Raw genomic sequence first — 23,421 nt, 5'->3', positions numbered from 1 at the left:
TCGTGCCTTGGATTTTAGTAAAGGCCTGGTTATTACCGTTGCCCGCTACAATACAAGAGCAGGTGGATGAAGCCATAGGGCACGGCTTTGACGGTATGATTGTTTATGTCGATCAAGCGGGTAAGCCGCCTGCATTCTATACCGGTGGGTGGAAGGATAGGGTAAGTAAGGTAGCAGCTGATCCCCATGCTCTGTTTAAGATTGCCAGCATTAGTAAGCTTTATGTCGCCGTTTCAATCACTAAGCTGGCTAAAAGTGATCGTCTGAACTTAGATGACAGCGTTGCCGACTACTTTCCAGAATATGCCGATCAGCTTTCACAGGCTGATAAAATTACGGTAAGAATGCTGGTCCAACACCGCAGTGGTATTCCTGATTTCACCTACCACCCCGATTACTGGGGCGACGAACAGAGTAATCGTTTAACTCCCATGAAGTTTGCGCTTGATATGCCGATTAGATTCAATCCGGGAGAGAGCTACCAATACTCAAACACTAATTATTTTTTATTGCGCAATATTATTCAAAAAGTCCTTGGCTATAGTCATCACCAATATATTCAAGAAGAAATACTCAATCCCCTTGGCCTAAAAAACACTTTTAGCTCAATTAAAGACGTTGACCTAGAACGAGTAATGAGTGGTTATTATGCTGGAGTAGAGGACGACTTTAAAGAAAACGATAATGGCATGTTGGCAAGCGCCGAAGATGTCGGCTTGTTTCTAAGAGCCTTAAATAAAGGAACAGTTTTTAAACCTGGTGAGAAAGCCCTATATGACACGCTTTATGTCTATGAGCACGGCGGCTTAGTGCCGGGCTACCAAAGCTTGGCAGAGTATCACGAAGATATTGATACGGTTGTGGTGCAGTTTATTAACACAACCGATTTTACGGGTTATGAATGGAATTTGTCTGAAATCGTCTTGGGGCGTATTGTTAAGATTTTAAAGCAGGATGCCGAATAGCCAGCGTGGGTTGTTTAACTTTATTCCATTCTTAGCCAAAGTGAAAATAAGATACAGCGATTTTACTGCAGTGAAATCGCTGTAAATTCGACAACTCAAACTCTCCACTAAGCAGCTCCAACCCCGGCCGCTAGAGCTTTCGCCAACCCAGCAGGATCACGCGCTAAAGCCGCACGAACACCGATTGCATGGGGATCGGTATCATGCTCATCAATTTCGGCTTTTGCCGCTAAAATTCCCGCTTTGGCAATTACTACAGGGTCCACTTGGGCGACACCTTTTACATGTTCGGCCATGCGAGTTTTTACCGAGCCGACAATCAACGATGACACATGAATACCCCGTGGAGCAAGCTCGGCTCGCAGACAATTAGAAGCCGCTCTGGTAGCAAACTTTGAAGGGCTATAGCCACCCATTTCTGGAACTGAAACTATACCGCCAGCCGAGAGTACATTGACAATACAACCACCGCCATTTTTCTCAATAATAGGCGCAAAGGCTCTGGCCATTGCAACCGGGCCTAGATAATTCACTTCCATCTCATTGCGCATTGCTGAGAGATCAGGCGCGTTCATAAGTGATAGTTTGTTAAATACCCCGGCATTGTTAACCACTAGATTAACATTACTACATTACTACATTGCTCGGCGGCGGCTTTTATCTGTGTCTCATCGGCCACGTCCAAGCAGAGTACACTGATACGCTGAGGGTCTTTTTCTTGTAAAGCTTTGGCATTTTGAGGATCGCGTGATCCTACATAAACATGCTTGGCACCGGCTTCTAGAAGTTCTAACACGAAGGCTTCACCAATTCCTCGGTTACCTCCACTAACAATGGCGACACAGCCTTTGATATTCATGAGCTGGACTCCGAAAACAATCCAGCTAGCGTAGCCGGGTTAATAAACTCCTCAATGTGCGAGATCTTGCCGTCTTTTACGGTAATGATGCACATCGCCTCGGCGGTATACACTTTTCCACTCAGGCCCGTTACTGTTAGGGTATGGCGCTGCAAGTAGCCATCGGACAATTCTTCCAAGCGGCGTACTGTATACTGCCTGTCTTTGGCGAACTTGATCATCTGATGCATCAACGCAATATTCTCATCCACCGTTTGAGTAACATTATCATAATCATGCCAAATGCCAGCGTCTTTATGCATGCAGCTACGCATGGTTGCTTCGTCACCCGCTTGTACTGCATTAATAAATGTCTTTGCTAACTCCAAGGTTGTCATGGTTCATCCCTTACATTCATTGAGTAGAGCAGACCTTAAGCCTTAACTAGTGCTTGATAGTGTTCGTTTGGCGCTTCACCGGTTTCCATCTTTTTAAGTAGCTCAAAATCAAAGTAGTCACGCCATGCAGAAATTTTGCCATCTCTAAATTCGTAAATTCCTACATAGGGGGTTTGAATATGATGTCCGGCAGGGTTTACATAGTCGTCAACTCCTTCGACAAATAAGGTATTCACCGATTCAGCGCTCCGTTTAATACGCCAAGCCGGCTGCTGTTGATGTTCTTTGATGGTTTCAAGAAAAGCACGAAAAGCTTTTTTGCCGTTTATTGGGGCTTGGCCCGCAGCGTAGAAATAGACGAGATCGTCGGTAACGTAATTTGCCACGGCATCGAGATCTTTACGCTTCCAGTCTTCGATAAGTGCTTGAACGGTGTCTAGATACGACATTGATCACTCCTTTTTTGCTTATTAGCGGTGTTATTCAGTGTCTTTATTTGCAGGGCCGTGTCCTTGATAAATCCATCATTCATGAACGCGTTACAGCCCAACAAGCATTTGAGCAAACTTTAGGTCTCATAACAATAGTTACAAGGTGAGCTGTCAGTTTTGGCTTGGAAATGAGACTTTTCTGACTGGTGCCAACCTTAGAGACAGCTTTTTTAGGAGTATAATGCGTGCTTTTAGGCATTTAGATTGTCGATATTAGAAGCGCGATAATGTGTAGCGCCGATATAGTGCATCCATAAATGAGAAACACCGATATGAAAAGAATATGTGTTTACTGCGGATCAAGCCCAGGTAATGCCCCTGAGTATGCCGAGGGCGCTAAAGAGCTAGCAAAGCTATTGGCCGAGCAAGACATTGCTCTGGTTTATGGTGGTGCCAGTATAGGGATAATGGGAGAAATCGCTGATGCTGTGTTGGCCGCCGGTGGCGAAGTTATTGGCGTAATGCCTAAAGCATTAGCCGACAAGGAGATATCCCATAAAGGCTTAAGCGAACTTATTATTGTTGAATCTATGCACGAAAGAAAATCAATGATGGCTGAGCTTGCCGACGGATTTATCGCATTGCCTGGGGGCTTAGGCACCCTCGAAGAACTTTTTGAAATGCTCACTTGGGCCCAGCTTGGCTTTCACCAAAAACCATGTGGAGCATTAAATATCAATGCTTATTATCAGAAGCTAGTCGAGTTTTTACAGCACACGGCAGAAGAGGGCTTTGTAAAACCCCAGCACCAAGAGTTGTTACTGGTGGAAGAGCGGCCTAAGGAACTCTTGCAGTTAATGCAAAACTATAAGCCTAGAGTTATCGATAAGATACTATAGCTATTGATTTTTTCTGCTTAGTTAGGTGGTTACCTCTTAGCATTGCCAGCGCAATTAGTACGCTGGCAATTTCTATAGAGAAAGATTAAACGGGTAACGCTAAAATGACTTTCAGTAGAATAGAGTAGTAAATCTACCGAAGTCATTGCAATCCAATCTACTGAGCCGGCCCACTATATTGGTTTGCGCATGCAGTACCACTGCAATTACTACTTAGCATTTTATACAAAATCGCACCGGTATTAATCTTAGTCCCGAAGTGGCCAACACCGTCGGCATCACCACCCAATAGATTCAATGGGCTAAAATCATCGAAGTCTAAATCTATCGTGCTAGCGATCGAACCTGCACCAACATTTAACTGTGCTGGAACATTAGAACGGTTGTTAAACAAAGCGCCGCTGTCGCAGGAACTAAATCCAATCAAAGTGCTGCAGTGTACTTGATCTCGAAAACCTGCATGCAGGGTATAAAACTTTACCGCGCTATTGTATTGCGGTGATCGACGCATGCTTTTGTTACTGCTGCCACCTGTCCAGTCGTTACGTCCCCAACTTACATAAAAAGCGCCAGTTGATGGATGCAAGCCAAAGGTGTAGCTATCAAATACGTTTTGTCCTGCGCAGGTTGGGAGTCGTGGCTAGCGAAACTAATCCTATTCTAGCCACGCTACCAAATGGGGTCATATTGCCTTGGTTAAACAGCTATAAATTAACGAACACACTCCGGAAAATAAATTTAAACTCCTAAATATTTGGCTAAACCCCATTGTTTTCAATTTAGAAATTTAAAATACGGATCGCTATATGCGTAGATTTTTAGTCCCGCTAGCCAAGATTTTTCTTGAGTTTGTCGTTTAAATGATCAGTGCAATACCGCATAGAATTTAAGACCAAATAACATATTACAAAGAGCCACATTTACTCCTAGTTTTTCTAGCTTAAATTAAACACGTCCAAATTAAATAAATGTCGCCTTAAGTATCTTTGGGCTGGATTTTACATCCCAGCTCTGCAAAAGTATCGATAAATCGAGAGGCAATAAATAGTAGCACTTGAAAACCAAATTAGAATTTTTACTATAATGGACAAAATTCAAAATAAAAGTCGTTTCAATCAACAAGTGTTCAAGAATGGCAGATTGTTTACATCAGATAGCAGGGAGCGTAATGAACAAAGTAGGATCGCAGATATTAGTTATATTAATCAGCTCCTTTATGCTATCCCTTTCGCATTCAGAAGGGATAAGTGTAGAAGCTTCTAATATAGAAGCAGCTTTTAGCAGTTTTGATGACAAAGATTCAAAATCTAAGAGTGTCCAGCTGGGGTGGGTTTGGGAATGGAAATCCCAAAATCGTAGAATCCGACTACTTGATTACAATGTAATTATTGAATCAAAACCATATGTAAAATATACCGATGAGAAAATAATTAGTACGAGGAAGAAAACGACAAAATTTGGCTTCGAAGCAATAAAATTGTCAGTACCGATAGGGGACAAGCAGGCATGGAAGCCATTTGTTTCGATTGGGGCGGAAGAAAGTGACATTAGGACAATATCTGAAAAATCAATTAGTGAGGATGAAGACACTCTGCATACTTTAAGCTTTGGCTTTTCATATGGCACGGAAGACCAGCGAATAAAGATCGATCTTTATAGCACAAGTAAATACAAGAAATTCATAAAGGATCGTATAGAGCGAGAAAGCGGTGTTAAATTCACTTATAAGATTTGGCTCAAATAGAAGGAAAGTCTGGATTTCGAAAAAATAGCTAATCAGAATCAGCTGCGTTTACTGCAATAACGATAGTGCTTAATGATCAATAGAATAATGCTATCGGATCACTACTCTGATGTGTATTTACTTTATCGGTCTGGAGTATTAAACCACGAAATTACGCAAGGGAATACATCATGAATTGGACTGCAATAGGCTCTATAGTTGCCCTTACCGCTTTAATATCAGCTGGTATTACAGCATTTAGCAACCTAAAAAGTAAAATCGACACAGTGGAAAGCGGCGTAGCCTCACTGAGGTCGAACAGTTTGCCTCAAGGCATGGTTGCATACTTTGACCTTTCAAAATGCCCCAAAGGATGGGAAAAGTTTAAACAGGCTGAAGGAAGGGTCATAGTCTCCTCTACTGAGCTAGCAGATGGAATTAAAAAGAAAAAGCTAGGTGATCAAGGGGGGCAGGAATCAGTAACGCTTACCGTGTCCAATATCCCTCCACACAGTCATAAAATGTCATTGCCAGGGCGATCAGGCAACAATGCCTACCAAAATAGGAGTGCTGCTTGGGGATACGATGATTGGCAGGGAGATATACAAACCGCTCAAACTGAAGTTGATGGAGGTAAAGGTTTGGCGTTTTCCAATCTACAGCCATATCACGTACTAACCCAGTGTAAAAAGATTGAATAATATGTATTCAGCTCTATTCTCTAGCACCAAGGTTAGGTGGTTCTAGAAAACATTAAACAGTGTTATTTATTAGTAAGATTGCTTTTTTCCAATTAATTTCTCTATGATACTTAACTTGAACGAATATTGGCTAACCTAGCTCAAGCGTTGATTTTTAAGGCATCTAACGCTTTGAACTTACGCTCCTAAGCTTCATTGCTATTAAGAGCTAGGGGCTTGTGATGAAGATTTTTTATTGGACTCAGGCTAGATCTAGAATGTTTTTGAGGCAAGGCAGATATAAGCTGCCAAACAAGAACAGATGCCTATCGAAGTTCTTTATCGAAAATTATTTCTATTTCGTGATGGATGATGTGGGTTTATATAATTCACACTGAAAAATAGATTAGCAGAGAGAGTTAAACTGCAAGAATTCCTGGCCAAAATTTTGCACATCAAAAAGGCCAAAACTATTGAAGGAATTTAACATGACTCAAGCATTAGACAAGAACCAGGTTAAGGCAGTCCTAGCTAAAAATGGTATTCGTGACATTGATCAGTTGGCTGATTTGATTGCCAGCAGCTCAATAGACAACCCTCTGGGCGACAATATCAACCCTGTTGCAGCCAGCTGGGTTGTTAAAGTGTGTCTGAGGTTTTTAACAATGCCTAACAAGTTTGTGTTGTCGCCGCAAAGAGCGCGGCTGGGATAGCTTACACTTCGTTCCAGCTGCCCCAAAACAAAAGCGTTAGCCATACATTGTAATGATAGATTTACCACAAACCGAAAGGAGAAAACCATGAGTCTTAAAGATCTAAATGATAAGCAAGTCAAGGAATTATTGAAAAATCCAGACGCGTTTATCCAGAAAAAGAAAAATGCGGAAACTTTGATTGGCTTTGATTCCACTACAAAAAGAAAGTTCGCTGACATTATGAAGTATGAAATGCGCCTTTCTGATGAGCAAATTAAACAAAAGCTAGATGAGGTCGCTGCAATTAAGTTAAGAGAAATAGATGTATTCAATTAATTGAAAGGAAATCCAGAAATGACTACTAGGTTTAGTCAAAGGGGTATGGCCTCTGGAGGCGAAAAAGGCACGCTTGATCAAAAAATTGAGCGTGCAAATATCGCCTACGGGCGTCATTTAAGTATTTCTGTAACCCAGAGATGTCCCTTGCGATGCTCGCATTGTATCGTTAGCTGCCTTCCAAGTAATGACATATCTTTAGATATTCCTGATGCAGCTGTTCAATCGATACTTGATAGCCTTCCAAAGCTATCTGAAAGTATAAAACAAATAAGTTTTACAGGCGGGGAGCCTTTTCTCTGTAAAGATGTAATGTGCAGAATTAGCCATGACGCATACAAACATTCAATTAGTTGCGGTGCGGTTACGAGCGCACATTGGGCAACGAGCTTAGAGAAAGCTCGTAAAACTTTAGAAGAAATTCCTCATTTAGATCACATAACAATTAGTTACGACAAATACCACTCAGAGTATATTAAATTGAGTAGTGTAAGGCATGCTGTTGAAGCAGCGGAAGCACTCGGAAAGACTGCATCTATCAGGGCCTCTATCCCGCCGAATGCGGAGGAGTCCCATATGAATTTCTTAAATGCACTCAAATTTGAGTTTGAAGATAGAGTCCATACACAGGAGGTACTTTCTTTTGGTCGAGCTAGCGATCTTAATATAAAAGCTAATTACTCTAATTCCGCTCCTATATTGCCGTGCCTTTCTAGTGGCCCGCATGTTACTGAAAGCGGGAACGTAATACCATGTTGCAGCACGCTTGATAATAAAATCCCTATTAGTCATCCGCTGAACTTAGGTGATGTATCAAAAATACCATTAGTTAACGTTTACCAACAGTCTAACCACAATGTATTACTGAATTTTATTAGATTATGGGGTTTTCCACAGATAATGGAGGTACTTAGCAAGGAGCTACCTGAAAAATATTCAGGAATGAGATTTGTAGAAGAAGGGCAATGCAGTCTATGTGCGACCTTGATGCATGATAAAGAAACCGTCGAATTTCTTGAAAACTGGACTAAAGATATTGATATACATCTTAAAACAGCTGCAGGAGTAGCCACACACTTCGGGAAAACAGAAGTATTATCTAAAGTTGTTGATGAACGCAAGAAAGAAATTGAAGAGTACAGTGGCTAACAAGTTGCTGCACGCGGATAAATTTTCCGCTGCGCTCCAAATTTACCGGTGAGCAAGGCGTTAAGCATCAAAGGAATAATGTGCATTGGAGTTAGCTTTTCCCAAAGAAATTAGAAGCAAGTGCATACTGATGTGGTGTGTCTGCATCTTTCTGCTGGTCGTATCTTGGCAGCTAAATACTCAGGCATTACTTGATACGACGAACTGGTTTTCTAGTTCGGGCTCACTTGTTGTTATAGCTGCGGCTCTTTCGGAGTTGTGGCTTCTAAATAGAATCAAGAGGCATCACAACTGGGTGCAGCAATGTAGCTTGATCCATAAGTAGTCACCGTGTCGCCTTGAAGCAGAGCAGGAAATATCCGACACTTATATTGAGCCGGTCGAAAAAATTGCAAACGTTAGCAATGTAGTGCTAATCGTATTGGGAACTGTTGTTTGCGGGTATGGCGACATACTGTATAAATCAGCCAGCGGATAAATGCTTAATAAGCGGCCGTCCCTAAGCCAGGCGTTATGAGAAAACCATGAGTAAAATTCTGGTGCTAGTTGGACTTCTTCTATCATTTTCTGGAAATGCATCCCATCCAGCAAATCCGATAAATATTACACCTGATAATATCAGTGATTTGGGTTTCAAGATCGAGACCCAAAAGATTGGTGAACAAAATTATGTTCGCCTTGTTGCTCCACTAAAAATAGATCACCATTGGGTTCCTGTTACAACGCAAGCTTACGTTTATACTGGAGAGGAGAATGGAGCTTTAAATGAGGTGGAGCTAGGGTCTCTGACTAAGGAAATATCAATAAATTCGTATTACAAGCCTAGCAAGCAGGATTTAATGGTTGGCATCTATTACCTTTGTGGTCTTAATCGTCACTCGTGTAAGGGAGATTGGGATTCTCGTCTGTATCTCATACAGTCCGTGAATCAATATTCTCATAACAAGCAACTGCAAGGCGACGCTATAAAGTGGCGCGATTGCTTTGGGCGTCAAGCGGCCAGGAAATCGAGGTATGTAATGGAAGAAAATAACTGGTTAAAGAAAAATATTTTGCTGGAGATAGAGTTTGATAACCCCGACTATTCTGGTGTTCCACTAAAAGAGTGGGGGGATTTGTTAACATTGTCGTCAGGAGAATTCTTATCAAGGGGGGTTGGGCTTGCTTATATGACACCAATGCCGGCGAAGCCCAAACCTAACGATGAGAAGAGTGAGATGGAGTCTGATGTCAATGAAGCTTTAACATTGTGGAAATCTGTAGCTAGAGAGTTTTACAAGCTACTCTGTACCAAAGATAGAAAGTACACAAAGCTAAGAAAAAAGCTGAACACCTCTGCGAATGAGGGCTCTAAAATTTTAATTGGTGCCGTTGCAGCTGCGTTCGCAGCTGAAATTGGTGTGGCTGGAGCTGCAATTATGGCGTTCTGTACATCTCTAGTATACGCAGCTATAAAGTTAGGAATTGAGGGGTATTGTGCAATTGCGCTTTACAAGTAACTGTACAAGCAAAGTAACGTCACCGCATCAGTAAATCTACAATTGGCGACATCAATTTAATCGCTTATCGGATAAGCAATTTGATTCTATGGATCGCGAGGATTAATCCAAGAAAGAAATCGAAAAATTAGAAGGCTAAGGCGTGAGAAAGTTGCAGTAGAAAAGGAGCCTGGGCTCTTAAAAGCCAGCTGCGTAGTGAGCAAGGTGTTGGAAGTGTGGCACTCTGGTTTTTATAAGCGATTAAACTTTCCAAAGAGTAAGCAAGCCCAGCGTATAGATTCTTTGGAAGTACAAGTTGCTGATATTTGTTTGGCACATAAAGCTTTCTGCTGAGCGCCGAGAATCACAAAAAAACTCAAGTCATTCGGGATTCCGTGCTCTACTTTTGCGGTATTGGATATTCTTCAGGGGCTGGGCTTAAAGACTAGAAGCATAAAATCGGTTAGATAAGTTAGTCATGCACTTACAATGAGTAATGTATCGGACAACCTGTTATGGCAGGACTTCGGCCCTTACATGCCAAGCGAAAAGTGGACTTGAGATAAAATGTATATCTGGGTAAAGATTGCAGATTGTATTTGGCAACAGTCATGGATTTGTGTTCTCGAGTTATTGTAGATTGAGCGCTTGATACTTCGATGGCGGAGGCGTTAGTATTAGGGTGTCTGCTCAGTCAACACTAATTCGTGAAAGGGCGTAGTCTGTGGGATTAACTGTTATTGTTACAAGTATATATCACCTGTTGGTGGTGTTAATCTTTTTACTAATTATTTTTCATATGGTGTTCATTAGTTTGTTAAAACTGAAAAAAAGCGGTTGGTTACTTATTGAGTATGTTGCGTTAGCTTGCGCGGCCATTGGGATAATCACTGTCAGTTCTGATGTTCGAATGTGGATTTATAAGAACTATTCACAATCTGAGGAGCCTAGCGTCTACTCTGCGTACAAACATGTGATCTATAACATCGAGTCACCGATAAAATATATGCAGTGCCAAAGCCTTGATTATCAAATATATATTCCTGAGGAAGAGCCCAAGCGAGTATTAATGTGCAACTGGTTGTTAGGGGCGGAAAAAGTGGTTCCGATTTATAGAAAAAATAAACCTCCTCTTTTTGATCAGGCAACGTATTTGAATCCACCTTATACTGGGAGTATCATAATTGATGACCCAGCAAAAAGAGTGGCTACCTCTATTGCTGAATATAATGATAGAAGGTCACAATATATAGAATCGTTAAAAAAAATAAATAAAAACACATTGGAAGAGATTCTTAGGTTGTTAGCTCCATTGTTCTTTGTTGTTGGAATTGCACTTAAGCTGACCAAAACGACTGCAGAATATAGAGGCTATGCATAGAAAATGTTAATGGGTACATGAGGCGTACTGGATCTTTGCGAATAAAATCCAACCAAAACCTGGGCTAATTACCTCGCCGCTACACTTAATCGATAGATTGTAGAGGCAGTGAGGCTCGGATGTTTTCATTCGAAAACAAGCGTGAAGGCGAAAAAACTCGTGAAAGATTAAGTATTTCCTTTAACTGTTATTCTTACGTGAAGACATTTTGCTAGAGCATGTATGCGGCACCTGGATGCCCATAAAGAAAACTTAGAACACTTGCTAGTGATTAAAATTTAGTTGTGAAGCAGGGATTTCATTTATTAATTTTACTCAAGGGAGTCGCTAGGGAAGATTAACTGACACCCCATTGCAGAGAGCGTGTTACTTTTTGTCCGTTATTGATTTTTCCAAACTCTTGAATTACAAATAAATTATTATTTGTAATTCAGTTTGAAAATGGATTTCTCGCAGAATATAGCCCTGTGTATTTTTATCATACGCATCGAACATTCAGTGCAGGTATAATCTTCTATATTTCCTTCACTTGGTTCCTGATGCCTGTTGATATAAACAAGAATAAATAGCTAAATAAAGGGTGCTATAGAAGCGTGAAAACGCTAAAGAATTCCATACCTATTAATTGCTATGTCCTGACCCGTCAGTTTTATGGAGTGGTGGCTGAAGCTTTGGGAGGGTGAGCCTCAGATTACTAAGGTCAGCCAATCCATTGAAAAAATGCTAATTTACTAATAGATTTAGGTCTTAACAAGGTTGGTTAACGACAAAAGATAAATAAAGAAATTAGCGAGCGCCACCGATTAGCGCGAATATGGGGATGTCAAGTGCGGGTAGGTGGAGTGCTTGCTAGGGTATAAGGCTCGATAATATTAAAAGCCACCGCCATATTGTTTTTTCTTCTTTAGCCTTCAAGCTAACCACTAACAATACATGATAAACAAAATATTAAAGATTAGGCCCAATTGAAATTTTAATAACTTTAAGATCTAAATTTTATAGCGTGGCAGTTCACGCTATTTTATTGATAAGATCAGTGTGAAATATTAGCTCTATATTCATTAATTATCTTAACTCAGTTTTGCTTGGAATTTGTTATGAATAATGAAAAAACTAAGGTGACACCACCTTCGGATGACCTAAAAAAGGCTTTGTATGACCATATTGCTTTTCTTAATGGTGCGAAAAAGGGGATGAATGAAAACCTATCCAAAGCAATAATTACATTTTCCATTGCTATTTTGGGCTTTTCGGTTACTATCATCAAAAAGCTTAAAGCATCAGAGTATTCAACAATAATTGTCATAGCTTTAGCATCTTTTTTCATGGCTATAGCATTTATGGTGATGTCTTACATTACAGGAAAGAAGGGTATAGAAAGTCAGATACTCGACGTAAAGAAAAATTTGGATGATATTGATCACAAATACTCAACTCCAAAAATGGCTTTGTTACACGAGAAGTTTCAGAATATAGCTAGCATGAGTTTTTCTCTCGGATTAGCTTCGTTCTTTATTTTCATTATACTTGAATTGAGGATGTGACGTTATGCTTACGCAAGAAATAATAGAAGATGTGTACGCTGTACGAAATGCAGTCAACGGAAGTGATGTCTTTCTATTTGGTTCAGTGGTAAAAAAAGGTTTCGACAAGGCTGACGATATAGACTTGTTGGTGTTTTATGAAAATATTAGCTTCGAAAATGCGAAGCTACAAATCGAGAGAATGACCCTGTCAAGAGCTGTTCATGTAGAGCGAAATGAAGGTATGTATGATTCCCCTGGCGGTGGTGGCACTGGCGGCGGCGGTACTGGCGGTGGCGGAAAACCTGCTAAAAAGTATGAGGTAGCCAAGAATAAACCATTCCACATTGTTCTATGTTCAAGGGAAAATTTTAATCCAGTAAATATATCAAACTTTAGAAACACATCACTACGAATTTGATTTTGTATATTCCGGATGTTTAATGAACGCATTCTCTCTAGTCAATCTAAAGGAACAACATGCAGATGAGCTGTTCTCCTTGATCGAAAAAAATAGAAGCTTCCTTAGAAAACATCTACCTTGGGTAGATTCGACAAGGAGCGTCGCTCAAACTAAGGAGTTTATTTATTCCGTGTCCCGATTGCGTATAGAAGGAAGAGCTTTTTTTTACCTCATATGTATAGAGGGAGAAATTGTTGGAACTATCTCAATTAATAATGTAAGAAATATGGAGTCATCCATTAGCTATTGGGTGAGCGAAAAGCATATCAATCTTGGTGTCGCAACTCGAGCTTGCCGAGGCATTGTGGTTTTGGCAAAGAATATGGCAATGACCAAACTAAAAATTTCTTGCGCTAAAGGGAATGTAGCTAGCCAGAAAGTTGCAATAAATAGCGGATTTTCATATTCACACGAAGGGGAAAGGGTGATATTGAATGGAGAATACATAGATGTACTCGAGTTCCGACTTGAATTGCCCTGATGGAAAGTTCCGTTTAAAAACGGAGTGGTAGATGTAGCCCGTGCATTAAACAGGCCTCCGGGCTGTAACTACGTCATCCGCATGACTTGGACTTCTATGATGTTGAACATAGCCAGTAACATCATTATGTGAGCCATACGGCCAATGGCTGTGGGTGGGGCTCATATGCCGTAGAGCGTTGTAATGCAGGTAAATGTACTTATAGCTTTAGCCCCTACGACGAGGGCATAATTTGTGAATAGCCTTTACGAGATGTAGAGCAGGGCGCTTCTCTTTTCTGAATGGTTGTTTGGCTTGAGTATGTGATGGTTAAATGAAAATAGTTGTGACAATATGAAAATCTTCAGCGCATTAGTATTACTCATTTTCTCCATAAGCGGCCACGCCAGTCAGGAGTTTCTATCTCCCTTCTCAAAGTTTAGTTTTTCAACTGAAGTCAACGGCAAAACTTTAGAGATATACTTGGAATCAAGCCGACATAAAATGAACGAGTACCCCGAGCGGGTTTATTATTGGCCGAGTATTATTTCAATTATATTTGACGGTGTCGAAACCGTAATCCCCAAGCAGGACTATGAGAAATTTGGTGGTTTCGATATAGGGCTTATTAATGTGCGAAAAGAACTTGATAACTTGATTTACATCGTCTTTCCAATTGGTCTGGATTCGAGGAACGAGCTGACATTTGTATTCCAGGATTGGCAGTACAAAGGCTCTACCAATGTCGTCTATCAGCGTATCTATGAAGACAATACCCAGGGGCTTAAATGGGAAACCGATTGATGTTTTCAAAGCGCTACAGGCTATCGTTTATATAAACTTATGCCTACGCTGTAGATCTAATATGCACTGGCTAAATGATATGCTTAAAGCTACGAGCCTAGTTAGAGCGAAGTACTCCACCTACCATACCCAGGAGCCACGATGTCAGAATATTACGCGCAAGTAAATGCGTCTCGCGGGAAAGACGAGCCCTATATTGATAATCAGTACAGTCGTGGGCATTTATGGTCTTTAGACGGCGTGCAAACGGTTAAGGCCTCGTCATCGCCGATGCCGTACTGGCTTCGGGTGGCGAGGTGATTGGGGTGATGCCCAAAGCATTAGCGGAATTAGAAATATCCCATAAAGGTTTGAGCGAGTTAATTATTGTTGAGGATATGCACGAAAGAAAACCAATGATGGCAGAGCTTGCCGACGGATTTATCGCTTTGCCAGGAGGGTTAGGCACACTCGAAGAACTATTTGAAATGCTCACTTGGGCGCAGCTTGGCTTTCATCAAAAACCTTGCGGGGCGCTAGGTATCAATGCTTACTATCAGAACCTAGTCGAATTTTTACAGCACACGGCAGAAGAAGGCTTTGTAAAACCTCAGCACCAAGATTTGTTACTGGTGGAAGCGCAACCTAAGGCATTGTTGAAGTTAATGCAAAACTATAAGCCTAGAACTATCGATAAGATATTGTAGACTGCCGTCTCGTTTAGTAAATGAAGTTGCCAGCAAATCCGCATGCTGGCAGTTTTTCCTTTTGAGCACTGGCGCCAAAACACAAGCTACGGCACAAAAATTAAAACAAGGAATGATGTTGTCCGCCGTCAATCACAATATTCTGCCCAACAATAAAGCGTGATAGCGGGCTACACAGTAAGGCGGCCATTGGCGCAAGATCATCGGCTTCAGCCAAAAAGCCTGCGGGAATCCTATTGTTCTCTAAAAAATGGGTGAACACCACATCTTCATTCGGCTCTAAACCGAAGGCATCGGCATAAGGCTCAAGGCTTTCGCTCATACCTTCGGTTTGAAACATGCCCGGCAAAAGATTATTTATATTTACCCCAAAAGGCGCAATTTCTCGCGATACACTGGCCGTGTAATTAATCAGGGCCGAGCGCGCGGGGCCAGACATTAGTCGCCAGATCATTGGGTTCTTTGCGGAAAAAGTTGCGATGTTTACGATGCGCCCCCAGCCTTTATCTTTCATCACCGGTATATAGTTTCGCATAATTTCTATTGGCCCCAGCAAAGTGGTCTCAATAGACTCGCGCCACATCTCTGGTGTTACCTTTAGAAAATCACCATTTGGGGCGGGTGGCTTAATGGTAATGCCTAGAATATCTGGATCAGGGCAGGCGGCAAACAGTGCTTCACGGCCGCTATCGGTAGAAGAATCCGCCACAATAGGGGTAACTGATACATTGAATTTGTCAGAGATTTCCTCAGCTGCTTGTTTTAAGCGTGCTTCACGCCGGGCACTGATATACAGCTCGACACCTGCCTCGGCCAATCGCTCGGCGGTCGCACGGCCCATACCCGCGCTGCCACCGGCCATTAAGGCTTTTTTACCTTGTATTTGAAGATCCATCGCTTGCTCCTATGATTCCCCTATGGACAGCGCACTGCCACGTTTTATTTATTCTTGTATTTAGCAATCTTTGCCTTTCGGATTAAGGCGTTCTTATTTAGTCGGCTTTCTTTAAACCTTGTTGCTCTAGTCGCCAGCGCAAAGTATCAATACGATCTTGGCCAAAGAATGGCTCGCCGTTAAATGCCATAGTGGGCACACCCCAGTGTCCGGCTTTCTCTAACATGGCCTGATTGGCTTCCACTTCTTTAATACACTCGTCGATATTTAGATTTGCTTCTAATGCATTTAAGTCTAGGCCTGCATCGGCCAGTGCGTTTTTAAGATGATCACCTTGATCCCAATTTTCAGTGCCACCAAAAATAAGGTGGGAGGCGGCGTGGGCGAAATCGATACCTTTGCCGAGCTTTTCAGCCGCGATGCCCAATGCACTCAGGCGGTAAATATAAGGCTGATCTTCAGCCACTTCGAATGTGGTGAAATCTTGCACGATTGGATCTGGTGATGGCCAGGCCATTTTCATGCCTAGAAAATCTGCACGACGAAAAGCATCGGTCAGGATATAGCCAACTTTGAGCTGAGCCTGGGGGTCATCGAATAGGGCGCCTTTGGCTCGCAGGGCTATGGGTAATACCGGTCGAAGCTTCACCTCTACATTGTAATCTGCCCGTAGCTTGAGCAAATCTGGGGTAACGAGATAGGAATAGGGGCTGCGGAAGGAAAAGAATACATCGACTGTTTTCAGGTCATCGGCCACTGTGGACTCCTTATTATTGCTGTTCTTTTAAGGAGTATCTTAACGAATATGCGGCTTTTTTATAGTAGTGGCAGGCGGTCATTGGCGGCCAGTTACTGGTCAGTTTTGACGCCTTTAATCAGCTGCTCCCGATAGTCCGCCGGTGAGAGCCCGAGCCAGCGCTTAAAGCTACGGCTAAAATTGGATGGATCACTGAAGCCCAGATCATAAGCAATGGTGCTAATGGGTAAACCAGAAACCGCCAGTAACTCCTTAGCGCGTGATTGTCGCTCTTCATCCAGCACTTTTTTATAGCTACTGCCGGCATCAGAAAGCTGCCGACGTAGGCTTCTCTCTGATAGCCCTAGATAAGCTGCCGCTTGCTCAATGGGCAAGTTTTGATAATGCCTTTGCGCAATCAGTTTACGCAGTTTGGCATCTAAGCCTTCTTCAAAAAAGGTCTCGGCGCGCTGGCGCTCGCATAGCCTTAACATGTTTTGATGCAACACTGGATCTGTGCCGCTTAGTGGCCTATCCAGGTAATGAGCTGGCATCACAACGCGACTAAAAGGCGCATTAAAACGAATCGGGAAGTTTAGCTCTGGGGCGAACTCCGCCCAGCCTTCTGGTTCCGGCAGCGCGAGCTCGGCAAACAAGGTGATTTGATCTTCAGCGAGGAGCAGCTTCCAAAAATTCTCGGTAACTACAATGCTACTGCCTACCACAAAATACTCAATATCACTGACATCCACCGCCGGCTGCCAGCGGATGATCAACTCTTCGCCTTCTTGTACATAATCAAAAGACAGTATCGAAAAATTCAAAGAGACAAACTGTCGTAGTACATCCAAGGCGGTAGCAAATACATCGCTGCTGAGCGCGGCCGAAGCAGGTAAGCCGATATTAAGTGGATTAAAACGCGCCGCCATACGAGGCCCAAGATGAGGATCACCAGTCAGAGCAATGCCATTCAATACAAAACCCTTGTGCTGCTCAAAGGTACAACGAAAATCGGGATTTAATAAATCACTTTCTGATAAGCCGGTGCCGAGCAACAAAGCACTGGCTGAGTAGCCTTCGGCCACCAAACTGCGATACACAAAACCAATATAGTTAATGGTTAAAGCGGCATCTTTAGAGGTAAAGCGGCGGTGGCTCACAGTTATTCCTTAGCTAGCTTGCTTAGCTTGCTGGTTCCACTGCTCGGCTTTTTCGATAGCGGCCTTTAGCAGATCCCATTGCAATAAGCTTTGCTGATAGACTCCAGCTTTACCCTCAAGTTTTAGCCCGTAGTGAGCCAAACGAAACGCCAATATGGCATAGAAGGCATCGACCATAGTTGCAGAGCCAAACATAAATGGCCCCTCGGCGTTTTCAAAAATCTGCACCAGACGATCAAGTTCTTTTTCAATATCGGAATTTATTTCGCTTAGCGGGCCTACAGCTTGTAAGCTGAACGGGCAGTTAGATCGTAATGCCATAAAACCCGAGTGCAGCTCGGCACATAAACTTCGGGCCAATGCACGATCGCTTATATCTATAGGCAGTAATGCGCCCTCTGAGCGCTCGTTTAAATACTCGGCAATGGCTAGGGAGTCATAAATTAAAGCCTGTTTACCTGCTGCCTCTACAGAACCGTCAATTAGAAAAGGGACTTGACCTGCTTTAGAGTGCTGTTGAATCTTGACTTTATATCCCGTGCTCGCTAAGTCGATAACGCTTATGTCCACTTCAATGCCCGCGATTTGCGTGCAAATCCAAGCCCTTAAAGACCAGGTAGAATCAGTTCCAACGGTTAATTGCATTAATTGATTTCCATTATTTAAACAGTGTTTGCCAGCATTCTAAAAGCTCAGGCGAAATAGGGCGCCGCCTTCGGCTGCATCATGCACGCTAATCTTACCACCGTGGGCCACCATGGTCTGTCTGGCCATGGCCAAACCAATACCACTGCCGCTGGCTTTACTGGTGTAAAATGGCAAGAAAATGCGCTTTTGGTGTTCCGCTTTAATTCCAGGGCCGTTATCTTCCACTTCAATGTGGCAGCGATTGCGTTTATCTAAATAAGCACGCACATGAATACTGGCCTGAGAACTTTGTCCTCTAAGACTATGCTCCTTAAGCGCTTGCGCCGAGTTTCTAAGTAAATTGATCATTAGCTGCTCAATCAGTTCCCGATCGGCATGCAGTTGAAGGCCTTCTGGTTTACAGCTAAATGATAGATCGATATCCCTGAAGGTGCTGTCAGCACTCAACAAAGTTTGCAGCGTATTGAGCAAATCATTTAGGGCAAAAATATCACTGTGTACTTCGGCATTATTTTGCAGCTGGCGATAGTTACTGACAAATTCAATAAGACCTTTGGAGCGACGGGCCAATACCTGACTAGCCTCGAGCGCATCATTAATCGATTCGACAGCTAATTGCGTTTGGTCGGCACTTGGCTGTTGATTGGATTGTTTTAAAACAGCAATGGAATCCTCGAGTAGTTGCTGACTAGTATCGGCCAGCGAAGCTACTGGTGTAATGCTATTGAGTAGCTCATGACTTAATACCGCCGCCATTTCTCGCCATGCCTGCAGCTGATTGCGATCCAACTCCGATTCAATATCGATCAGGCTCACGAGTTTCTCTTGGCCTTTATTGCTGATATACAAACTGGCTTGAGCAGTAAGCTTTCGATATTGGCTGCCATCATAAAAATCTAAAAGAGTTTGCTGGCCGGGTTTCAATTGGCTGAGTGAATAGAAAAAATCTTCTCCAAACTGCGATAGCTCTTGTGCTTTGCAATAATCACCCAACTCAAAAAAACGTCTAGCCGATTGATTATGAAAATAGACTCCATCATCACCCTGAATAGAAATCAGCGGTATGGGCATATGCTCGATCATGGCCTGGGCGTGTTTTAGCTCTAGAGCCTGGCCTTGCAGCTTTTCTTGCCAATGCTGTAGCAAGTTTGAAAGTTGCTCGCTAAGCTCTGGAAAACCGCAATCCAAAGGTGGCTCGGGCAGGCGGTTATCAAAATCAAGATGATTTGCCGCTTGTAATAAACGGCTGTATTGTCGATTGTGCTTACTTAGCAAGTTTAGCATTGCCCAGATGCAGGCAAATGTTAGCAATGCGAATATTAAGCTTACAGCGTAGTAACCCGGCAACACGATAAAATACACTAGGCCCAACATACTCAAAAACAGCAGCAGCAACTGAACATATAAAGCGTGGGAAAAACGTTTAAAGATCATATTTTTCCATCCTGCGATATAAAGAGGCACGGGTAATTCCTAAAGCCTTCGCCGCTTGGCTGATATTAAAGCTGTGACGGTTCAGGGCCGTGGTAACCAATTCGCGTTCGGCTTTTTCTAGGTCTAAATCTTTGAGTGAAAGCGCTTCAGTATCCAGTTGCGCATCATTACTTACATCGGCTCGTTCATGCTCCTTAAGCGGCGCGCTTCCAGTTGTGATTTGCATATCTGCCGTTTCAATATAAGGCCCGTCGGATAGAATAACAGCACGCTCTACGGCGTGACGCAAAGCTCGAACATTGCCTGGCCAGTCGTAAGCGCTTATGGCGGATAGTGCTTCTTTGGAAAAGGTGAGCTCGGGCTTCTGGTATTTACGCTTGTAGTTTTGCAGATAATGCTGAGCAATTAAGGTGATATCCGAAGCGCGCTCGCGCAGGGCCGGCAGTTTAATTTCCACTGTGTTTAAACGATAGAGCAGGTCCTGGCGAAACAAACGTTCATCGGCAAGTTGCTCGCGATGCACATTAGTGGCAGCCACCAAGCGAATATCCAGCGACTGGCTTTTATTGCTGCCTAGTGGTGTTACCGTGCGCTGTTCTAAAACCGTTAGCAGCTTAGCTTGTAGATGCAAGGGGATATTACCGATCTCATCGAGAAAGAGGGTGCCGCCATTGGCTGCCAACAATCGCCCAACGCGAGATTTGTCGGCGCCGGTAAAAGCGCCTTTGGCATGGCCAAATAACTCCGATTCAAATAAATTTTCTGATACGGCCCCTAAATCTACGGCTACAAAGGGCTTATCGTGACGTAAACTTTGCTGATGTAAATCCCGCGCGACCAGCTCTTTACCCGTGCCGTTTTCACCCAGAATCAGTACATTGGCATCCGTAGGAGCAGCGCGCTTGATCATACTTTTTACCAGCTTCATATGATCGGATTCGCCGATCATCTCACTATGAGCTTGGCTTGCTTCTATCAGGCCCTCATTAGATTGGCGAAGCAAGTTGGCTTCTTGCCGGCTGTGCCTTAGCTTAATAGCCGCCGAAAGGGTCGCCAATATTTTTTCGTTCTGCCAGGGCTTTGCTATAAAATCCGTAGCGCCGTATTTCATGGCTTCTACGGCAAGTTCAATCGCGCTGTGGGCGGTAATTAGCACCACCACGGCATCGGGATCTATCGCAATTATCTGCTGCAACCAATGCAATCCTTCCTCGCCACTGCTTTCACCCGGTGAAAAATTCATATCCAACAAAATCGCATCATACTGATTGGCCGCCATAAGCTTGGGCAACTGCTCTGGGCGATTGCATATATCAACACCCGCATAGTGGCGCTTAAGCAAAAGCTTAGCCGCTAGCAATATGTCCTGATCATCATCGATCACCAGTATCTTGTGGTCTTCAGGCAAGAAACTATCTCCTTAATTATGTTCGCTATCGTACAGCCTGTGTTCGTTATCGAACAGTACCCTGTGCACGCTTTCGAACAGCAGCTCTATAAGCCAACAACTAAATTCAATAAATTCAATGACTTACAGGTTGGCACTGGGTTTGCAATTCTAGCGATCACATACATTCATTATGACCCGCCGCGTATTACTCATAGTTAAGCGAAAACTGGGCCAGCATATAGATAGGTTGCGTATGAACAACACAGGATTACCCGCGAAAGACAAATTGCTTAGTGACCACCCAATGGACAGGCGAATTGAACGTAAAAAGCCTTATCTCACTTGGTTATTTTTAGCAGCAAGCATAGCGGCGGCCGTATTAGCGTATGCCTTGTTTTATGAGAAGGGCAAATCGCTAAATTTGGAACGTGATCGCCTAGTGACCGGCAAGGCGCAGCAAGGAGTGTTTGATGATTTTATTCCATTGCGCGCCAGAGTAGAGCCGAAAAAGACGGTTTTTCTTGATGCTATACAGGGTGGGCGAGTAGATCACCTGTTGGTTGAGGATGGCGCAGTAGTGAGCGCAGGGCAAACCATCGCTCGCCTATCGAACTCGGATTTACAGCTAAGTGTAATGAGTACCGAATCGCGAGTGATAGAGCAGCTCAACATAATGCGTGAGCAAGAGCTGCGATTAGAGCAAAATCGCTTGCGTCACAAAACTGAGCTCTCAGAGCTGAGCTATCACATTGAGCGTCTTCAGCGCCAAGACAAACGTTTTAAAACGCTGCTAACGGCCGGCCACATATCCCAGGAAACCGTTGATAAAACCCAGGATGAATTACGCCACTACCAAAGACTGCACGAAATCAGCCTAGAGGCCCAAGCCTCGGATGAGCGCATGATGGCCAAACAGCTGCAGTTTTATAAAACCAAAGCCACCGTGATGGAAGATAACTTAGCCTTTGCGCGCGCAAGCTTAGAGGCCCTGCATATTCGCGCACCATTTAATGGGCACCTGTCCGGCTTTGATTTGGTGGTAGGGCAGAGCATTCAACGTGGTGATCGTATTGGACAGATTAGCCAGCCGCAATCTTTTAAATTAAAAGCCGGTGTAGATGAATATTACCTAGGCCGTATTGTCACCGGCCAACACGCACAAATAGAGCTGCAAGGCCAAGCTTATCAATTAAGCGTCAGCAAAATTTACCCCGATGTACGTGCTGGCCAATTTCAATTAGAAATGACTTTCGAGCAAGAGACACCCCAAAAGCTTCGTTTGGGCCAAAGTGTGCAAAGCCGCTTACAACTCGGCGCCAATACCCCAGCACTGTTAATACCTAACGGCCCCTATTTCTTGGATACCGGCGGGCGCTGGCTATATGTGCTAAGTGACGATGGCCGTGAAGCCAGGCGCCGAGAAGTACGCCTGGGGCGCCGCAATAACGATTTTATAGAGGTAATCTCAGGGCTAAATGCCGGCGAAGAAATAATTACCTCACCTTATGCTGCGTTTAAGGACGCAGATCGCTTAAAATTATCTCAAGACTCCTAGGAGAGACCAGTGATTAAACTTCAAAACTTGTGCAAGAGCTATCGCGGTGACGAAATTGAAACCATCGCCCTAAATCAAATTGATATCAGCATGGATGAGGGCGAGTTTGTGGCCATTATGGGGCCCTCAGGCTGTGGCAAATCTACCTTGCTGAATATCCTAGGCATGTTGGATCAGCCGACTTCAGGCCAGTACTATTTTAAAGGCCAAGATATTAGTGGCTATAACGAGCGGCAGTTAGGCCAGCTAAGAAAAGAAAATATTGGTTTTATTTTTCAGAATTTTAATCTGATCGACGAGCTTAGCGTACGTGAAAATATCGAGCTGGCCCTGCAGTATCACGACATCCCTAGCAAGCAACGCCGTGCACGTGTTGCTGAAGTAATGGATAGGGTGGGCATTGCTCATCGCGCCGATCACCGCCCGGGGCAGCTTTCGGGGGGGCAGCAACAGCGAGTAGCGGTAGCCCGCGCTGTAGTCGCAAAACCGAGTTTAATCCTCGCCGATGAGCCTACCGGTAATTTGGATAGTAGCCACGGCCAGGAAGTGATGAAAATGCTGCAAAGCCTAAATCGTGAAGGCACCGGCATTATCATGGTGACACACTCATCGGCCCACGCTGACTATGCTAGACGTTGCATCAATTTATTTGATGGCCAAGTCTTAGCTGAAAACTTGCGCGCAGTTTCCTAGG

28 protein-coding genes are annotated in these 23,421 nt (G+C 43.4%); 17 read left to right on the top strand and 11 right to left on the bottom strand.

All coding sequences use genetic code 11. The features are described from left to right. The first annotated feature begins 38 nt into the window (after positions 1 to 38). The gene (locus tag Q1A08_RS02070) at positions 39 to 965 is read left to right on the top strand and encodes a serine hydrolase domain-containing protein (RefSeq protein WP_299769003.1); all 927 of its coding nucleotides are present in this window, start codon (positions 39 to 41) and stop codon (positions 963 to 965) included. A 107-nt stretch (positions 966 to 1,072) separates the two neighbouring features. Here Q1A08_RS02070 and Q1A08_RS02065 read toward each other — a convergent pair whose 3' ends face one another. From Q1A08_RS02065 to Q1A08_RS02050, 4 genes are read right to left on the bottom strand one after another with little or no spacing between them, the layout of a single operon-like run. Continuing rightward, a complete protein-coding gene (locus Q1A08_RS02065; protein WP_299769000.1) occupies positions 1,073 to 1,540 on the bottom strand; it encodes an SDR family NAD(P)-dependent oxidoreductase in 468 nt (155 codons plus the stop codon). Between the two features lie 38 nt (positions 1,541 to 1,578). After that, entirely contained in the window at positions 1,579 to 1,824 is a 246-nt protein-coding gene (locus Q1A08_RS02060; protein WP_299768997.1) for an SDR family NAD(P)-dependent oxidoreductase, read from the bottom strand. Beyond that, positions 1,821 to 2,201, bottom strand: coding sequence for a nuclear transport factor 2 family protein (locus Q1A08_RS02055; protein WP_299768995.1), 381 nt, complete (start codon positions 2,199 to 2,201; stop codon positions 1,821 to 1,823). Before Q1A08_RS02055 ends, Q1A08_RS02060 begins: the two co-directional genes overlap by 4 nt. A gap of 35 nt (positions 2,202 to 2,236) precedes the next feature. Beyond that, positions 2,237 to 2,650 carry a nuclear transport factor 2 family protein gene (locus Q1A08_RS02050; protein ID WP_299768992.1) on the bottom strand — a complete coding sequence of 138 codons (414 nt, stop codon included), beginning with the start codon at positions 2,648 to 2,650 and terminating at the stop codon, positions 2,237 to 2,239. A 314-nt stretch (positions 2,651 to 2,964) separates the two neighbouring features. Between Q1A08_RS02050 and Q1A08_RS02045 the strand changes: the two genes are divergently transcribed. Then, the gene (locus Q1A08_RS02045) at positions 2,965 to 3,531 is read left to right on the top strand and encodes a TIGR00730 family Rossman fold protein (protein ID WP_299768989.1); all 567 of its coding nucleotides are present in this window, start codon (positions 2,965 to 2,967) and stop codon (positions 3,529 to 3,531) included. 157 nt (positions 3,532 to 3,688) lie between these two features. On the opposite strand, the gene Q1A08_RS02040 is transcribed toward Q1A08_RS02045, so the two are convergent. Next, positions 3,689 to 4,117 (bottom strand): hypothetical protein, encoded by a 429-nt coding sequence (locus Q1A08_RS02040; RefSeq protein WP_299768986.1) that lies wholly within the window; start codon positions 4,115 to 4,117, stop codon positions 3,689 to 3,691. A gap of 582 nt (positions 4,118 to 4,699) precedes the next feature. Here Q1A08_RS02040 and Q1A08_RS02035 point away from each other — a divergent pair. From Q1A08_RS02035 to Q1A08_RS01975, 13 genes are all read left to right on the top strand, one after another. Then, complete coding sequence (locus Q1A08_RS02035; RefSeq protein ID WP_299768983.1) at positions 4,700 to 5,275, top strand: hypothetical protein; 576 nt, start codon at positions 4,700 to 4,702, stop codon at positions 5,273 to 5,275. Positions 5,276 to 5,445: 170 nt separating this feature from the next. Next, positions 5,446 to 5,955 (top strand): hypothetical protein, encoded by a 510-nt coding sequence (locus Q1A08_RS02030; RefSeq protein WP_299768980.1) that lies wholly within the window; start codon positions 5,446 to 5,448, stop codon positions 5,953 to 5,955. Positions 5,956 to 6,422: 467 nt separating this feature from the next. After that, positions 6,423 to 6,647, top strand: a complete 225-nt coding sequence (locus Q1A08_RS02025) for a hypothetical protein (protein ID WP_299768978.1) — start codon at positions 6,423 to 6,425, stop codon at positions 6,645 to 6,647. 87 nt (positions 6,648 to 6,734) lie between these two features. Further along, on the top strand, positions 6,735 to 6,965 hold the full coding sequence (locus tag Q1A08_RS02020) for a hypothetical protein (protein ID WP_299768975.1): 231 nt from the start codon (positions 6,735 to 6,737) through the stop codon (positions 6,963 to 6,965). A gap of 18 nt (positions 6,966 to 6,983) precedes the next feature. Next, positions 6,984 to 8,114, top strand: a complete 1,131-nt coding sequence (locus tag Q1A08_RS02015) for a radical SAM protein (protein WP_299768972.1) — start codon at positions 6,984 to 6,986, stop codon at positions 8,112 to 8,114. A 524-nt stretch (positions 8,115 to 8,638) separates the two neighbouring features. Then, on the top strand, positions 8,639 to 9,613 hold the full coding sequence (locus Q1A08_RS02010) for a hypothetical protein (protein ID WP_299768969.1): 975 nt from the start codon (positions 8,639 to 8,641) through the stop codon (positions 9,611 to 9,613). Between the two features lie 703 nt (positions 9,614 to 10,316). After that, on the top strand, positions 10,317 to 10,973 hold the full coding sequence (locus Q1A08_RS02005) for a hypothetical protein (protein ID WP_299768966.1): 657 nt from the start codon (positions 10,317 to 10,319) through the stop codon (positions 10,971 to 10,973). A 1,097-nt stretch (positions 10,974 to 12,070) separates the two neighbouring features. After that, positions 12,071 to 12,517, top strand: coding sequence for a hypothetical protein (locus Q1A08_RS02000; RefSeq protein WP_299768963.1), 447 nt, complete (start codon positions 12,071 to 12,073; stop codon positions 12,515 to 12,517). Between the two features lie 4 nt (positions 12,518 to 12,521). Then, entirely contained in the window at positions 12,522 to 12,917 is a 396-nt protein-coding gene (locus Q1A08_RS01995) for a nucleotidyltransferase domain-containing protein (RefSeq protein WP_299768960.1), read from the top strand. A 22-nt stretch (positions 12,918 to 12,939) separates the two neighbouring features. Beyond that, positions 12,940 to 13,440, top strand: coding sequence for a GNAT family N-acetyltransferase (locus Q1A08_RS01990; protein WP_299768957.1), 501 nt, complete (start codon positions 12,940 to 12,942; stop codon positions 13,438 to 13,440). 333 nt (positions 13,441 to 13,773) lie between these two features. Continuing rightward, positions 13,774 to 14,223, top strand: a complete 450-nt coding sequence (locus Q1A08_RS01985) for a hypothetical protein (RefSeq protein ID WP_299768954.1) — start codon at positions 13,774 to 13,776, stop codon at positions 14,221 to 14,223. Positions 14,224 to 14,364: 141 nt separating this feature from the next. Continuing rightward, positions 14,365 to 14,523 (top strand): hypothetical protein, encoded by a 159-nt coding sequence (locus Q1A08_RS01980; protein ID WP_299768951.1) that lies wholly within the window; start codon positions 14,365 to 14,367, stop codon positions 14,521 to 14,523. A gap of 8 nt (positions 14,524 to 14,531) precedes the next feature. After that, positions 14,532 to 14,909: a TIGR00730 family Rossman fold protein gene (locus Q1A08_RS01975; protein ID WP_299768948.1), complete on the top strand. Its 378-nt coding sequence runs from the start codon at positions 14,532 to 14,534 to the stop codon at positions 14,907 to 14,909. Positions 14,910 to 15,009: 100 nt separating this feature from the next. Here the strand turns inward: Q1A08_RS01975 and Q1A08_RS01970 are convergent, their stop codons facing one another. The 6 genes from Q1A08_RS01970 to Q1A08_RS01945 all read right to left on the bottom strand — a co-directional run bounded on the left by Q1A08_RS01970 (position 15,010) and on the right by Q1A08_RS01945 (position 21,190). Further along, complete coding sequence (locus tag Q1A08_RS01970) at positions 15,010 to 15,804, bottom strand: SDR family oxidoreductase (protein ID WP_299768945.1); 795 nt, start codon at positions 15,802 to 15,804, stop codon at positions 15,010 to 15,012. Between the two features lie 97 nt (positions 15,805 to 15,901). Next, a complete protein-coding gene (locus Q1A08_RS01965) occupies positions 15,902 to 16,561 on the bottom strand; it encodes a DsbA family protein (protein WP_299768942.1) in 660 nt (219 codons plus the stop codon). 92 nt (positions 16,562 to 16,653) lie between these two features. After that, positions 16,654 to 17,700, bottom strand: coding sequence for an AraC family transcriptional regulator (locus Q1A08_RS01960; protein ID WP_299768939.1), 1,047 nt, complete (start codon positions 17,698 to 17,700; stop codon positions 16,654 to 16,656). A gap of 9 nt (positions 17,701 to 17,709) precedes the next feature. Beyond that, the gene (locus Q1A08_RS01955; RefSeq protein WP_299768936.1) at positions 17,710 to 18,345 is read right to left on the bottom strand and encodes a glutathione S-transferase; all 636 of its coding nucleotides are present in this window, start codon (positions 18,343 to 18,345) and stop codon (positions 17,710 to 17,712) included. Between the two features lie 39 nt (positions 18,346 to 18,384). Further along, positions 18,385 to 19,782: a HAMP domain-containing sensor histidine kinase gene (locus Q1A08_RS01950; RefSeq protein ID WP_299768933.1), complete on the bottom strand. Its 1,398-nt coding sequence runs from the start codon at positions 19,780 to 19,782 to the stop codon at positions 18,385 to 18,387. Then, positions 19,772 to 21,190: a sigma-54 dependent transcriptional regulator gene (locus Q1A08_RS01945; RefSeq protein WP_299768930.1), complete on the bottom strand. Its 1,419-nt coding sequence runs from the start codon at positions 21,188 to 21,190 to the stop codon at positions 19,772 to 19,774. Before Q1A08_RS01945 ends, Q1A08_RS01950 begins: the two co-directional genes overlap by 11 nt. A 235-nt stretch (positions 21,191 to 21,425) precedes the next feature. On the opposite strand from Q1A08_RS01945, the gene Q1A08_RS01940 reads away from it, so the two are divergent. Both Q1A08_RS01940 and Q1A08_RS01935 read left to right on the top strand, forming a co-directional pair. After that, a complete protein-coding gene (locus Q1A08_RS01940; RefSeq protein WP_299768928.1) occupies positions 21,426 to 22,727 on the top strand; it encodes an efflux RND transporter periplasmic adaptor subunit in 1,302 nt (433 codons plus the stop codon). A gap of 9 nt (positions 22,728 to 22,736) precedes the next feature. Continuing rightward, a complete protein-coding gene (locus tag Q1A08_RS01935) occupies positions 22,737 to 23,420 on the top strand; it encodes an ABC transporter ATP-binding protein (protein WP_299768925.1) in 684 nt (227 codons plus the stop codon). Position 23,421: the final 1 nt, after the last annotated feature.

The sequence above is a fragment of the uncultured Pseudoteredinibacter sp. genome, from assembly GCF_947500695.1.
GTDB lineage: Bacteria > Pseudomonadota > Gammaproteobacteria > Pseudomonadales > Cellvibrionaceae > Pseudoteredinibacter.
Note: the sequence above shows the minus strand (reverse complement) of the source record. Positions and strands in the feature narration are given on the sequence as shown.

Coding starts and splice junctions, on each gene's coding strand:
- Q1A08_RS01985 (WP_299768954.1), top strand. CDS start 13,774: ATGAAAATCTTCAGCGCATTAGTATTACTCATTTTCTCCATAAGCGGC.
- Q1A08_RS01950 (WP_299768933.1), bottom strand. CDS start 19,782: ATGATCTTTAAACGTTTTTCCCACGCTTTATATGTTCAGTTGCTGCTG.
- Q1A08_RS01980 (WP_299768951.1), top strand. CDS start 14,365: ATGTCAGAATATTACGCGCAAGTAAATGCGTCTCGCGGGAAAGACGAG.
- Q1A08_RS01990 (WP_299768957.1), top strand. CDS start 12,940: ATGAACGCATTCTCTCTAGTCAATCTAAAGGAACAACATGCAGATGAG.
- Q1A08_RS02000 (WP_299768963.1), top strand. CDS start 12,071: ATGAATAATGAAAAAACTAAGGTGACACCACCTTCGGATGACCTAAAA.
- Q1A08_RS02020 (WP_299768975.1), top strand. CDS start 6,735: ATGAGTCTTAAAGATCTAAATGATAAGCAAGTCAAGGAATTATTGAAA.
- Q1A08_RS01995 (WP_299768960.1), top strand. CDS start 12,522: ATGCTTACGCAAGAAATAATAGAAGATGTGTACGCTGTACGAAATGCA.
- Q1A08_RS02010 (WP_299768969.1), top strand. CDS start 8,639: ATGAGTAAAATTCTGGTGCTAGTTGGACTTCTTCTATCATTTTCTGGA.
- Q1A08_RS01975 (WP_299768948.1), top strand. CDS start 14,532: ATGCCCAAAGCATTAGCGGAATTAGAAATATCCCATAAAGGTTTGAGC.
- Q1A08_RS01970 (WP_299768945.1), bottom strand. CDS start 15,804: ATGGATCTTCAAATACAAGGTAAAAAAGCCTTAATGGCCGGTGGCAGC.
- Q1A08_RS02045 (WP_299768989.1), top strand. CDS start 2,965: ATGAAAAGAATATGTGTTTACTGCGGATCAAGCCCAGGTAATGCCCCT.
- Q1A08_RS02015 (WP_299768972.1), top strand. CDS start 6,984: ATGACTACTAGGTTTAGTCAAAGGGGTATGGCCTCTGGAGGCGAAAAA.
- Q1A08_RS01955 (WP_299768936.1), bottom strand. CDS start 18,345: ATGCAATTAACCGTTGGAACTGATTCTACCTGGTCTTTAAGGGCTTGG.
- Q1A08_RS02060 (WP_299768997.1), bottom strand. CDS start 1,824: ATGAATATCAAAGGCTGTGTCGCCATTGTTAGTGGAGGTAACCGAGGA.
- Q1A08_RS02050 (WP_299768992.1), bottom strand. CDS start 2,650: ATGTCGTATCTAGACACCGTTCAAGCACTTATCGAAGACTGGAAGCGT.
- Q1A08_RS02055 (WP_299768995.1), bottom strand. CDS start 2,201: ATGACAACCTTGGAGTTAGCAAAGACATTTATTAATGCAGTACAAGCG.
- Q1A08_RS02065 (WP_299769000.1), bottom strand. CDS start 1,540: ATGAACGCGCCTGATCTCTCAGCAATGCGCAATGAGATGGAAGTGAAT.
- Q1A08_RS02035 (WP_299768983.1), top strand. CDS start 4,700: ATGAACAAAGTAGGATCGCAGATATTAGTTATATTAATCAGCTCCTTT.
- Q1A08_RS01940 (WP_299768928.1), top strand. CDS start 21,426: ATGAACAACACAGGATTACCCGCGAAAGACAAATTGCTTAGTGACCAC.
- Q1A08_RS02030 (WP_299768980.1), top strand. CDS start 5,446: ATGAATTGGACTGCAATAGGCTCTATAGTTGCCCTTACCGCTTTAATA.
- Q1A08_RS02025 (WP_299768978.1), top strand. CDS start 6,423: ATGACTCAAGCATTAGACAAGAACCAGGTTAAGGCAGTCCTAGCTAAA.